Source organism: Pseudomonas sp. P7779 (assembly GCF_013386315.1).
GTDB lineage: Bacteria > Pseudomonadota > Gammaproteobacteria > Pseudomonadales > Pseudomonadaceae > Aquipseudomonas.
On the sequence record NZ_JACARZ010000001.1, the window covers coordinates 1 to 14758 of the forward strand.

Genomic DNA, 14758 nt, shown 5'->3' on the forward strand with positions numbered 1-14758 from the left:
TAATCGGCATACTGGATCGGCAGTGCCGCCAACGCCGCCGGTTGGCCTTGACTGAAGCCGCGGTATAACTGCATCAGCTCATCGATCATGACCCGCATCGACCAGGCATCCGACACGATGTGGTGCTGGGTCAGGATCAGCACGTGATCTTCAGCGCCCAGTTGCAACAGCTTGACCCGCAGCAACGGCCCACGCTGCAGATCAAAGAGTTGGCGGGTTTCAGTTTCAATCAAGCCGCGCAGGCCAGGGTCATCCAGCCCGGCAGCCGCCGACTCAAGCGCAATCGCCACCGGTGCCGGCGCGTCGACCCGTTGTACGGGACGCTCGTTCTCCAGCACAAACCGGGTACGCAAGCTCTCATGACGCGCCACCAGGGCGTCAAAACACTGTTGCAAGGCCGCCAGGTCAAGGTGTCCGCGCAAACGCAGGGCCGCGGGAATATGGTAGGCGCTGCTGGTGGGCTCCAATTGCCACAAAAACCATTGCCGTTGCTGGGCATATGACAGGGCAAGCGGCTGGTCGCGTGCAACGCGCGGGATGGCCTGTTCAGGAGTCAACGATGCCGGGGCCATCGCCTCGACAAATGCTTGCAGGGTGTTATGGGCGAACAGCAGGCGCAAAGGCACCTGGACTTGCATTTGCTGGCGAATCCGCGAAACCATTTGGGTCGCCAGCAGCGAATGGCCGCCCAGCTCGAAAAAGTTGTCACTCAGGCCAACCCGCGGCACGTTGAGCACCTCGGCCCAGATCGCCGCCACCGCTTGCTGCACCGGTGTCTGCGCAGCCACGTAGGTTTTCTGCCATTGGCTGGCATCGGGCTTGGGCAGTTGCCTGCGGTCCAGCTTGCCATTGGGGGTCAGCGGGAACCTTGGCAACAGCACCATATGCGCCGGCACCATGTAGTCGGGCAAGTTGGCCTTGAGCCGGGCGTTCAGGCTGTCGCGCAGGCGACCCTGGCCGTCGGCATCCAGGCCCTGCCATTCGGCGGCGGGGACCACATACGCCACCAACGCCTGGCCGCCCGGGGCATCCTGGGCCAGTACCGCGGCTTCACGTACAGCGTCCTGCTCCAGCAGGCGCGCTTCGATTTCCCCGAGCTCGATGCGGAAACCGCGAATTTTCACCTGATGGTCGATCCGCCCCAGGTATTCGAGGATACCGTCCGGGCGCTGACGTGCGAGGTCGCCGGTGCGGTAAAGCCGCTCGCCGGTGCTGGAAAACGGATGGGGAACAAAACGTTCGGCGGTCAATCCCGGGCGCTGGAAGTAACCCCGCGCCAGGCCGTCCCCGCCGATCAGCAATTCGCCGGCAACACCATAGGGCACCGGCATCAGGTCTGCACCGACGATGTACAGCGATGTGTTGTCGATTGGCCCGCCCAGCCAAGGTTGCGCAGCCTGCGGACGCAGCCGGTGCAACGCCGACCAGACCGTGGTTTCCGTCGGGCCATAGAGATTCCAGACTTCACCGCCAAGGCCAAGCATGCGCACCGCCAGTTCCTGGGGCAACGCCTCGCCGCCGCACAGGCACGTGCACCCCTGGAGCACGTGGGCCTGTTCATTGTCGAGCAACATGCGCCAGGTCGAGGGAGTCGCCTGCACCACGTTGACCTGTTCGGCGTCGATCAGGGCCAGCACTGCGTACGGGTCCTGCGCCACCTCCTGGCCGGTCAGCACGATGCACGCGCCGACCATCAGGGGTACGTAGATTTCCAGGCCGAAAATATCAAACGAGAACGTGGTCAGTGACAACGCCCGATCCTGGGCGGTCATGCCCGGCACCCTGGCCATGCTTGCGACAAAGTTGGTCAGGGCGCCATGTCGCACCATCACCCCTTTCGGCTGGCCGGTGGAGCCAGACGTGTAGATGACATAAGCCAGGTGCTCCGGATCCAGCCGGGTTGGCAGATCGTCACCGGCATGGCCGTCAAGCCAATTGCCCGGTTGATCCAGCACCAGCGTAGTGACCGTGTCAGGCACCGGGATCTGGCTGAGCAGTGAATGTTGGGTCAGCAACAGGTCGATGCCACTGTCCTCAATCATGTAGGCGAGGCGATCCTGCGGGAACGCGGGATCGAGAGGCAGATAGGCGCCGCCGGCCTTGAGGATTGCCAATAACCCGATCAGCATGTGCGGGCTGCGTTCGACGGCAATGCCCACCAGCACACCCACGCCCACCCCGTGACGTTGCAGCTCCACCGCCAACTGATTGGCCCGGGTATTGAGTTGCCCGTAGCTCAAGCGCTGGCCATTGATGACCAGCGCCTGCGCCTCCGGCGAGCGGGCCACCTGTGCCTCGAACAATCGATGAACATAACCCGCCTGCGGTGTGGCTACCGACGTGCGGACGCAATCGTCGAGCTGCGCTTGGCGCTGTTCAGCGTCAAGCAACGGCAGCTCACCGATGCTTTGTGCCGGGTTCGCGACGATTGCCTGCAGCAGGTTTTGCCAGTGCCCGGCCATCCGCGCAACCGTGTCTGCACCGAACAGATCCGTGGCATAGATCAGCGCCGCAGACAGGCCATCGGGGCGCTCCATGGTTTCCAGGGTCAAGTCGAACTGTGCACTATGGGTATCCCAGCGCAGCCCCTCGACCTTCAATTCACCGGCCGGCCCCTCGCCCGCCGGGCCTTGGGTCTGGTGGTTGAACATCACCTGAAACAGCGGGCTGTGGCTCAGGTTGCGTTGCGGCTGCAAGGCTTCCACCAGTTGCTCGAACGGCAGGTCCTGATGCGCCTGGGCATCCAGCGCAGTCTGCTTGACCTGTTGCAGCAAGGCACTGAAGGAGCCCTGGCTGTCGACCTCACTCTTGAGCACTTGGGTGTTGACGAAAAAGCCGATCAACCCCTCGGTCTCCACCCGGTTACGGTTCGCGGTCGGCACGCCAACCCGAATGTCGTTCTGCCCGCTGTAGCGATGCAGCAAGGCCTGGTAGGAGGCCAGCAGGATCATGAACAGACTGACCCCTTCGCGCTGGGCCATCTGCTTGAGGTCGCAGGCCAGCGCGGCGTCGATATCCAACTCCAGCCGGGCACCGCGATAGCTCATCACGGCCGGGCGGGCAACGTCAGTCGGGAGCTCAAGCACCGGCTGCTCGCCGCCCAGTTGCGCGGTCCAGTATTGCAACTGCCGCTCCCGCTCGCCGGCCTCCATCCAGTGCCGCTGCCAGATGGCGTAGTCGCTGTATTGAATCGGCAACGCTGGCAGTTCCAGGCTCAACCCTCGACTGAACGCGGCGTAACCCTTGACCAACTCCTCGACCATTACCTGCATCGACCAGCCATCGGAAACGATGTGGTGCAAGGTGACAATCAGCACATGGTCATCCGCGCCCAGTTGCAACAGGCACGTACGCAACAAGGGCCCCTGCTGCAAGTCGAACAGCCGGCGCGTCTCGTCTTCGATCAAATGCCGCAGTTGCGCCGCATCCGGCACCTGGGCCAGAGGCTGCACCTGCAGACTTACCGGTGCAGCCTCCTGCACTTGCTGCACCACTTGCTCGCCGTGCACCACGAAGGTGGTACGCAGGCTCTCATGGCGCGCGACCAGCGCACTGAAACTCTGTTGCAGCGCCGCAATGTCCAATGGACCGCGCAAGCGCAGGGCCGTAGGCATGTGATAAGCCGCGCTTTCCGGGTCCAGCTGCCACAAGAACCATTGACGCTCCTGGGCAAAGGACAATGACAACGTGTCGAACTCGGCACTGACAGGCGGAATCGGCAGGTTCGCCGGGGAAACGTCCTCTTCGAGCATTTTCTGCAGGTAAAGACGGCGTTTTTCCAGCGGCAGCGTTATGAAGCGCCTGGCAATACGTTGTGCGACAGCGGTGTCCATCAAACCTCCTCGAATTCATCAAGCAGCGCTTCAAGCTTGCTCAATTTTGACGTGCTCATTGACGTGCCGGTCTGCTCCAGTTGCGCGACAAACGCACCGAGGACCGGAAATTGGAATATCAATTGGGGCGTTAACTTCATGCCCAGTTCGAGCTGCAGGCGCGACACCACATTCACCACCAGCAGCGAATGCCCGCCCAGCTCGAAGAAATCATCCGCCAGACCGACCTGCTCAACGTTGAGCACGCCTTGCCAGATGGCCGCGACCTTGCATTCCAGATCGCTTTGCGGCGCCAGGTAAGCCGAATGCAGCGCGCGGTTATCCGGCGCGGGCAGTGCCTTGCGGTCAAGTTTGCCGTTGGGTGTAAGCGGCAGTTGATCGAGGAAGACCAGATGGGTGGGCACCATGAAGTCCGGCATCTGTTGTGCCAGCCGCGCCTTGAGCTGTTCACTCAAGCGCGCCTCGGCCGCCCTATCCAGGCTGCTGTCCTGGCTGACAAGCCAACCCACCAGGCTCGTGCCGGTCGCCGTTTCCCGAGCCAGCACTACCGCATCTCGTACTTCAGGTTGAGCGTGGAGGCGGGCTTCGATTTCACCCAGCTCAATGCGCAGGCCACGGATTTTCACCTGATGGTCAATCCGGCCGATGTATTCGATTACGCCATTTTCGGCGTGGCGCACCAGGTCGCCGGTGCGATACAGGCGTGCAGCGGCCGACTCGCCAAACGGATCGGGAACGAAGCGCTCGGCGGTCAGCCCTGGACGCTGGTGATAACCACGGGCCAGGGATTCACCACCGATGTACAACTCGCCAATCGCCCCCACGGCGCAAGGCTGCAAGGCGCCGTCCAGCACATAGGTGCGTACGTTGTTGATCGGACGACCGATGGCGATGATTCGCCCGTCGTCTTCGACAGTGGCCGCCACGGCATGGCTGCTGGTATCAATCGTGGCCTCCGTGGGGCCATAAAGATTGCGCAGCTCGCCATCGAAGAGGCCCAGGACCTGGCGGGAAAGGTGCGCACTCAGCGCTTCACCGCCGCACAGCAGCAGGCGCAAGGAGGCCAGGTGTTCACGGGTCGCCAGCGGCAACAGCGCCTGCAGCAACGATGGCGCCATTTGCAGCACACTGATCCCCCAACGCTGCACCTCGACCCACAAGGTGGTCAAGTCCAGGTTCAATTGCGGCGCGGCCAATACCAGTTGCGCGCCGCTCATCAGTGGCAACCAGAACTCCCACACCGAGGCGTCGAAACTGATGGCGGTCTTCTGCAGGACACGGTCACTGTGATCCAGCTTCAGGCAACCCTGCATCCATTCCATATGGTTGCTCAGGGCGCCATGGCGAATCGTCACGCCTTTGGGTTTCCCGGTGGAACCGGAGGTATAGATCACATAGGCGAGGTTCTGGCTGTCGACGGTTACCGAAGGCTCATGCTCGCCGTAGCCATCGAACCGCTCGGGCAGTGCGTCCAGCAGCAGGCAGTCCACGGCCACGTCGGCGAAGTACGGCTGTACGCTGGTTTCGGTCAACAGCAAGGCAATGCCGCTGTCCTCGACCATGTACATCAAGCGATCCTGTGGATAAGCGGGGTCCAGCGGTACATAGGCACCACCGGCCTTGAGGATCGCCAGTAGCCCGACGACCATCTGCACGCTGCGCGGCATGCACAGCCCCACCAACACGTCCGGGCCTACACCCCGCTCGATCAACGCATGAGCCAGGCGATTGGCGCGCAGGTTGAGCTGGGCATAGGTCAGCGACGCTTGATCGGCCAACAGGGCCGGCGCATCAGGCGTGCGTCGAGCCTGGGACTCGAACCATTGATGAACGTGGCGTCGGTCGGTGGCCGGCACTGCCGTGGCATTCCAGTCGCGCAACAGCACGGTGCGCGTCGCCGCGCCAACCAGGTCGATATCGCCCAGGCTACGGTCGGCGGCCAGGCTCACCATCTGTGCGAGCACGTGCTCCACCTGCTCAGCCAGGCGCTGGATTGTATGTGTATGGAACGCAGCATGGGCATAAGTGAAGTGCAGGCTCAGGGTCTCATTGAGATTAACGGCCAGGGTCAACGGGAAATTAGTCTGTTCCTGATTACCCACCGTGCCGAAGCTCAGGCCTGACGGTGCCTGCGCTTGCAGGGCCTCGGCCAGCGGGTAGTTTTCGAACACCAGCAGCGTGTCGAACAGGCCTTCACCGCCCTGCCCGGCCCAGCGCTGAATCTCGAACAGCGGCGTGTGTTCATGCTCGCGCAACGCAACGTTGCGGGCCTGAAGCTGTTGCAGCAGGCTGGTGACCGATTGTTCCGGCCGGGGGCTGGCAATCACCGGCAAGGTATTGATGAACAGGCCTATCTGCTGTTCGACGCCTTTGAGTTCGCCGGGGCGTCCGGACACCGTGGCGCCGAAGGCCACCGTGTCATGCCCGGTGTAATGTTGCAGGAGCAGCAACCAGGCCGCCTGGACCACGGTATTGAGGGTGACCTTTTGCTGGCGGGCGAATTCGCCCAGGCGCTGGGTCTGCTGTTGGGACAGTGAGTGATACAGGCTGGCATGGCTGGTTTCGACAGCCGGCTGCGGCGCGGCGAAACGGTTTTCGGCGAGGCGCGTCGGCGCGTCGAGCGCGTGCAGTTGCGCACGCCAGAACGTTTCACTGGCCTTGGCATCACGCCCTTGCAGCCAGGCGATGTAGTCACGATAGCGGCCCGCCGGGCGCGGCAGCACCTGGCCATCGTAACGTTGCAACACCTCGCCCAGCAGCTGCGAGTTGCTCCAGCCGTCCATCAGAATGTGGTGATGGGTATAAATCAGGTGATAACGCTGTTCAGCGGTCTTGACCAGCACCAGCCGCAGCAGCGGCGCGAGGGCGAAGTCGAAACCCTGGTCGCGCTCGCTGGACGCCAACTCGACGAGGGCCTGCGGGGCATCCGTGCGTGTGCTCCAATCCAGCGCGGTGAAGGGTACGCGCACCTGTTTATGCACCACCTGCACCGGTTGCTCGCTGCCTTCCCAGATGAAACTGCTGCGCAAAATGTCATGGGCGTCGACCGCCGCCTGCCAGGCATCTTCGAAACGCTGTGGGTCGAGACCGTCGATGTCCAGGCACATCTGATTGATGTACTGACCGCTGCCGTGTTCGTACAAGCTGTGGAACAGCATGCCCTGCTGCATCGGCGCCAGCGGGTAGATGTCATCCACCGAACGGGCGGCGAGGCCCAGGTTATCGAGCTGCGGTTGGGTAAAGCTGGCCAGCGGGAAGTCGGAAGGCGTCATGCCATGGTTTGCAGGATCGCAGCAATGACCGATCAACAGAGCCAGTTCCACGGCATAATCGTCGGCCAGTTGCTGGATGGTGGCCTGCTCGAACTGTTGGTGGCTGAACGTCCAGCCCAGGCTCAGTGCGCCATCAAATACCCGCCCGTTGAGGCTCAGCCAATTGCCCAGGGGCGCCATCGCGCTTTGCTCTTCACCGGCGCTTTCGCTGGCCGGGCTGAACAACGCGCCCTGTTCCTTATCGAAGCTGGCGTCGAACTGCCCCAGGTAGTTGAAGGTAATGCGCGGCACCGGCAGCGCTTGCAAGGCTGACCGGCTGGCCTCGTCACCGAGGAAGCGCAGCGCGCCGAAACCCACCCCCTTGTCCGGGATCAATCGCAACCCTTGCTTGATCGACTTGATCGAGTCCCCGAGTGCCGCCGCCGGCGACAACTGGACCGGGAACATACTGGTGAACCACCCCACGGTGCGCGTCAGGTCGATGTTGGCAAACAACTCTTCGCGACCATGGCCTTCAAGCTGGATCAAGGTACTTGCATGCCCGGTCCAACGGCAGACCACCCGCGCCAGGGCGGTCAGCAACAGGTCGTTGACCTGAGTGCGATAGGCGGCTGGCGCTTCCTGCAGCAGTTGCCGCGTCAGGTGTTTGTCCAGGCGCGTATGAACAGTGACGGCCTGGCCGTTCTGTGGGCTCGCCTCGGGGTTGAGGCACGGCAGGTCAGCCGGCGCACCCTGCAGTTGCGCCTGCCAGTAGGCCAACTGCTGCTGCAATTGCGCGCTGCGTGCATGCGCTTGCAACTGTTCGGCAAACGTCTTGACCGAGCTGGTCTTGGCCGGCAATTGCAAGGCTTGCCCGGCGAGCAATTGGTTGTAGGCCGTTTGCAGGTCGTCGAACAGAATCCGCCACGACACACCGTCCACCGCCAGGTGATGGATCACCAGCAACAGCCGCTGGGTGCCATCGTCCAGGGTCGCCAACACGGCGCGCAGCAAGGGTCCGGTTTGCAGGTTCAGGCTGCGCTGGGCTTGATTGGCCAGCACTTCCAGCGCGCCAGCATCGGCCACCGGGCGCACCCATAACAGATCATTGCGCATCGATGCGTCGCGATGGCTGGCACTCCAGCCTTCGGCGCTTTCGTTGAACATCACCCGCAACGCATCGTGATGCAGCACCAGCGCCTGCAATGCTTGCTCCACCAGCGCCGCTTGCAGCGCACGGGCCGGTTGCAGCAGCACCGACTGGTTGTAGTGGTGACGCTGCGGGATGGTGTCGGCAAAGTAAGCCTGTTGAATCGGCAGCAGCAACGCCGGGCCCTGCACCGCAGCCTGATCGATTACCTGCACCGGGTCACCGGTCTGCGCGACAGTCGCCAATGCCTGCACCGTCTGGTGCTGGAACAGGTCTTTTGGACTAAAGCGGATGCCGGACTGCCGGGCGCGGCTGACCACTTGAATCGAGATAATCGAGTCGCCACCCAGTTCGAAGAAGTTGTCGGTGAGACCAACCCGCTCCAGTTTCAGCACGTCTTGCCAGACGGTTGCGATTTGCTGTTCCAGCGCGCTTTGCGGCGCCACGTATTCGTGCTGTACCTGGCTTGCGTCCGGCTGCGGCAGGGCCTTGCGGTCGAGCTTGCCGTTGGCGGTCAGTGGCCATTCATTCAGGAACAGCAGGTGCGTCGGTACCATGTAGTCCGGCAGGTCCGCTTTCAACTGCGCCTTGAGGGCGCCTGCATCCTCGGCACCTTGCGCCGGGATCACGTAAGCCACCAATTGCTGGCCGTTCAGCCCTTCCTGGGCCAAGACCACGGCTTCGCGCACCGCCGCCAGGGCGTTCAGGCGCGCTTCAATTTCACCCAGTTCGATACGGAAGCCACGGATTTTCACCTGATGGTCAATCCGGCCGATGTACTCGATCACCCCGTCGCTGCGGTATTGCGCCAGGTCACCGGTGCGGTACAACCGCGCACCGCTTTCGCCGAACGGGTCGGGAATAAAACGCAGTGCCGTCAGGTCTCCACGCTTCAGGTAGCCCCGGGCCAGGCCGGCGCGGCCAACATACAGCTCACCGATGCAGCCTTTGGCCACCGGGTTCAGTTCACCGTCGAGCAGGTACCACGACAGGTCGGCTATCGGTTCGCCAATCGGGCTGCTGGCGTCCAGCTCAAGATCAGCCACCGACAGCGGACGGTAGGTGACGTGCACCGTGGTTTCGGTGATGCCGTACATGTTGATCAGCTGTGGCGCGCTGTCGCCAAACCGTTCGAACCATGGGCGCAGGCTCTTGACGTCCAGCGCCTCGCCGCCGAATACCACGTAGCGCAGGGCATTGGCCCGGGAGTCGGTACAAGCCACGTGCATCAACTGCTTGAACGCCGACGGCGTCTGGTTGAGCACTGTGACGCCCGCGTCGCACAACAGGTCGAGGAATTCCTGGGGCGAGCGGCTGACGTCGTACGGCACGATCAGCAGTTCGCCACCGTGCAGCAGTGCGCCGAAAATTTCCCAGACCGAGAAGTCGAAAGCATAGGAATGAAACAGGCTCCAGACGTCCTGCGGGCCGAAGCCGAACCACGGTTCAGTGGCCGCGAACAGACGCAGGATATTGTGGTGCGCGAGCAAGGTGCCTTTGGGGTTGCCGGTGGAACCGGAGGTGTAGATCACGTAGGCGAGGTTCGAAGGATCCACGACGACTTGCGGGTCGCTGTCGGCAAAGGCGCTGACGTCGGTATCCAGCAGCAGGGTTTTCACGCCGTCAGGCACCGGTAATTGACCGGCCAGCGACGCCTGGGCCAGCAGCAGCTGGATGCCGCTGTCTTGCATCATGTAGGCCAGGCGGTCCTGCGGGTAGGTTGGGTCGAGCGGCACATAGGCGCCGCCGGCCTTGAGGATCGCCAGCAGGCCGACGATCATCTCGATACCCCGCTCCGCGGCCAGGCCCACCAGCACGTCCGGCCCCACGCCGTGAGCGATCAACTGATGCGCACGGCGGTTGGCCTGAGCATTCAGTTCAGCGTAGGTCAGCGTCTGGCCGTTGCAACGCAGGGCCACGGCGTCAGGCCGTTGACGGGCCTGCTCGGCGATCAGTTGATGGGCGCAGGTGTCGCTTGGGAAGCTGCGCGGGCCGGGGTTCCACTGGGCGATGTTGTGCTGTTGCTCGGTCGCGTCCAGCAGCGGCAATTCCCCGATGCGCCGTTGCGGGTCGGCGACGATACCTTGCAGCAGGTTCAGCCAGTGAGCGGCCATACGCTGTGCAGTGCTTGCGTCGAACAGGTCGGTGGCGTAAGTGAGGGTTGCACTGAGCTCGCCGTCGGCGTCCAGGGTGTCGAGGGTCAAGTCGAACTGGGCGGTACGGCTTTCCCACTCCTGGGCCTTGATCACCAGCCCCGGCAGTTGCGGGATGGCTTGGCGGCCGGCGCTCTGGTGGTTGTACAACACCTGGAACAACGGGCTATGGCTCAGGTTGCGCTCAGGGCGCAAGGCTTCGACCAATTGCTCGAACGGTAGGTCCTGATGCGCCTCGGCGCCCAGTGCCGCCGTCTTGACCTGTTGCAGCAGTTCGCTGAAGCGCTGCTGCGGATCGACTTCAGCCTTGAGCACCTGGGTATTGACGAAGAACCCGATCAGGCCTTCGGTCTCGACCCGGTTGCGGTTGGCAATCGGTACGCCCACGCGGATGTCCGACTGGCCGCTGTAACGGTGCAGCAGGCCCTGGAACGAAGCCAGCAACAGCATGAACAGGCTGCAACCTTCACCCAGGGCCAGTTGCCGCAGCTGTTGGCCCAATGCCTGCGGTAACTGGACGGCCAGACGGGCGCCGGCAAAGCTCTGGCGTGCCGGTCGCGGACGGTCCGCAGGCAGCTCCAGCAATGGCTGTTCAGCGCCGAGGACGTTGGTCCAGTAAGCCAGCTGCCGCTCACGCTCACCGGCGTCCATCCATTGGCGTTGCCACACCGCGTAATCGGCATACTGGATCGGTAACTCCACCGGTTCAACCGATCCACCCTGGCTATAGGCGGCATAACGCTCAATCAGTTCCTGCACCAGCACCTGCATCGACCAGCCATCGGAGACGATGTGATGCTGGGTCAGCACCAGCACCTGTTCATCGGCGGCCACCTGCAGCAGCCCGACCCGCAGCAGCGGACCGTTCTGCAGGTCGAACGGCCGGCTGATCTGATCGCGAACAAACGCCTGGATCTGCTCGGCCTGGTTGGCCGAGGTCAGGTCGAGAAACTGCGGCGTCAGCAGCGGACCGGACTCGGCATGGATAACCTGGAACGCACGCTCGTCCTTCTGGACAAAGGTCGTGCGCAAACTCTCGTGACGCTGCACCAGTGCGCTTAAGCTGCGTTGCAACGCCTTCAAATCCAGGTGGCCATGAATCCGTAGCGCCGCAGGGATGTGGTACGCCGCACTGGAGGGCTCCATTTGCCAAAGGAACCACTGGCGCTGCTGGGCGTAGGACAGGGGCAACGGTTGATCACGCGGCACCCTTGGAATGCGCGCAGGCATCGCCGCCTGGATTGGCTCAAGCGCAGCCACGCAAGCCTTGAGGCTGGCGTTTTCGAACAGCTTGCGCAGTTGCAGGTTCATGCCGAGGTGTTGGCGGATGCGCGACACCATCTGCGTAGCCAGCAATGAATGGCCACCCAGTTCGAAGAAGTTGTCGGTGAGGCCAACCCGCTCCAGTTTCAGCACGTCTTGCCAGACAGTTGCGATTTGCTGTTCCAGCGCGCTTTGCGGCGCCACGTATTCGTGCTGTACCTGGCTTGCGTCCGGCTGCGGCAGGGCCTTGCGGTCGAGCTTGCCGTTGGCGGTCAGTGGCCATTCATTCAGGAACAGCAGGTGCGTCGGTACCATGTAGTCCGGCAGGTCCGCTTTCAACTGCGCCTTGAGGGCGCCTGCATCCTCGGCGCCTTGCGCCGGGATCACGTAAGCCACCAATTGCTGGCCGTTCAGCCCTTCCTGGGCCAAGACCACGGCTTCGCGCACCGCCGCCAGGGCGTTCAGGCGCGCTTCAATTTCACCCAGTTCGATACGGAAGCCACGGATTTTCACCTGATGGTCAATCCGGCCGATGTACTCGATCACCCCGTCGCTGCGGTATTGCGCCAGGTCACCGGTGCGGTACAACCGCGCACCGCTTTCGCCGAACGGGTCGGGAATAAAACGCAGTGCCGTCAGGTCGCCACGCTTCAGGTAGCCCCGGGCCAGGCCGGCACGGCCAACATACAGCTCACCGATGCAGCCTTTGGCCACCGGGTTCAGTTCACCGTCGAGCAGGTACCACGACAGGTCGGCTATCGGTTCGCCAATCGGGCTGCTGGCGTCCAGCTCGAGATCAGCCACCGACAACGGACGGTAGGTGACGTGCACCGTGGTTTCGGTGATGCCGTACATGTTGATCAGCTGTGGCGCGCTGTCGCCAAACCGTTCGAACCATGGGCGCAGGCTCTTGACGTCCAGCGCCTCGCCGCCGAATACCACGTAGCGCAGGGCATTGGCCCGTGAGTCGGCACAAGCCACGTGCATCAACTGTTTGAACGCCGACGGCGTCTGGTTGAGCACCGTGACGCCCGCGTCGCACAACAGGTCGAGGAATTCCTGGGGCGAGCGGCTGACGTCGTACGGCACGATCAGCAGCTCGCCACCGTGCAGCAGTGCGCCGAAAATTTCCCAGACCGAGAAGTCGAAAGCATAGGAATGAAACAGGCTCCAGACGTCCTGCGGGCCGAAACCGAACCACGGTTCAGTGGCCGCGAACAGACGCAGGATGTTGTGGTGCGCAAGCAAGGTGCCTTTGGGGTTGCCGGTGGAACCGGAGGTGTAGATCACGTAGGCGAGGTTCGAAGGATCCACGACGACTTGCGGGTCGCTGTCGGCAAAGGCGCTGACGTCGGTATCCAGCAGCAGGGTTTTCACGCCGTCAGGCACCGGTAATTGACCGGTCAGCGACGCCTGGGCCAGCAGCAGCTGGATGCCGCTGTCTTGCATCATGTAGGCCAGGCGGTCCTGCGGGTAGGTTGGGTCGAGCGGCACATAGGCGCCGCCGGCCTTGAGGATCGCCAGCAGCCCGACGATCATCTCGATACCCCGCTCCGCGGCCAGGCCCACCAGCACGTCCGGCCCCACGCCGTGAGCGATCAACTGATGCGCACGGCGGTTGGCCTGGGCATTCAGTTCGGCGTAGGTCAGGGTCTGGCCGTTGCAACGCAGGGCCACGGCGTCAGGCCGTTGACGGGCCTGCTCGGCGATCAGTTGATGGGCGCAGGTGTCGCTTGGGAAGCTGCGCGGGCCGGGGTTCCACTGGGCGATGTTGTGCTGTTGCTCGGTCGCGTCCAGCAGCGGCAATTCCCCGATGCGCCGTTGCGGGTCGGCGACGATGCCTTGCAGCAAGTTCAGCCAGTGAGCGGCCAGGCGTTCGATGGTGCCAGTGTCGAATAAATCAGTGGCATAGGTGAATGTGGCGGCCAATGCGCCCTGGGTCTCGTGCGTGCCAAGGGTCAGATCGAATTGCGCCGTGTGCGAGCTCCAATCCAGGCTCTCGACATGCAAGCCTGGCAGTTGCAACGCTTGGGCGGCATCGCCGCTCTGGTGATTGAACATCACCTGGAACAACGGACTGTGACTCATGTGTCGGTCCGGTGCGAGGGCTTGCACCAATTGCTCGAACGGCAAATCCTGGTGAGCCTGGGCGCCCAACGAAGCCTGCTTGACCTGCGCCAGCAATTGATCGAAAGGCATTGCCCCCTGAATCCGCGCATCCAGCACCTGGGTATTGACGAAGAAACCAATCAGGCCTTCGGTTTCAAGACGGTTGCGGTTGGCCACCGGCACGCCCACGCGGATGTCCGACTGGCCGCTGTAACGGTGCAGCAATACCTGGAATGAGGCGAGCAACAGCATGAACAAGGTGCAGCCTTCGCGCTGGGCCACGCGCTTGAGGCGTTCGGTCAGCCCGGCATCGATGGCGAGGTCCAGCCGCGCACCGCGATAACTCTGCACCGCCGGACGGGCGCGGTCAGCAGGCAAAGGCAGCACTTCACCGCCATCACCCAGGCGTTCGGTCCAGTAACCCAATTGCCGCGCAAGCTCGCCGGCTTCCATCCATTTGCGCTGCCAGATCGCATAGTCGGCGTATTGAATCGGCAGCGCCTGCAGGTCCGGCGCCTGGCCGGTGCTGTGGGCAGCATAGAGTTTGACCAGGTCGTGAACCATGATCTGCGCCGATGCGCCGTCACAAATGATGTGGTGCTGGGTGAGCACCAGCACGTGGTCGTCCGGTGCCAGTTGCAACAGCTTGACCCGCAACAGCGGGCCCTGCTGCAAGTCGAACAGCGCAGTGATTTCAGTGTCAATCAACGCCTTGAGCGCTGCGGCGTCCGGCACCGCTTCCAGCACCACCGTCGTGACCGGCAGGCTCAGGCATGCGTGCGCAACCTGCAGCGGCCCTTCCGGCCCGTCGACAAACACCGTACGCAGCACCTCATGGCGCTCCAGCAATGCATCGAAGCTGCGCTGCAACGCCGCCACGTCCAGTGCACCGCGCAACCGCAGCGCCGTCGGCACATGGTAGGCCGCGCTGTGAGGGTCCAATTGCCAGAGGAACCACTGGCGCTCCTGGGCGTAGGACAGGCCGATATGCTCGAACTC

Annotated in this window: 2 protein-coding genes and 1 pseudogene; all 3 read right to left on the minus strand. The window is 63.0% G+C overall.

What is annotated here, in order from left to right; all coding sequences use genetic code 11:
• Positions 1-3833: non-ribosomal peptide synthetase (locus HX869_RS00005; protein ID WP_178902564.1), on the minus strand; the 3833-nt coding region annotated here is incomplete at its 3' end.
• Positions 3833-13327, minus strand: a complete 9495-nt coding sequence (locus HX869_RS31690) for an amino acid adenylation domain-containing protein (protein WP_372864977.1) — start codon at positions 13325-13327, stop codon at positions 3833-3835. The genes HX869_RS00005 and HX869_RS31690, both read right to left, overlap by 1 nt.
• Before the next feature lie 159 nt (positions 13328-13486).
• Positions 13487-14740: pseudogene (locus HX869_RS31750) on the minus strand (condensation domain-containing protein); the annotation flags it as partial.
• Positions 14741-14758 lie beyond the last annotated feature (18 nt).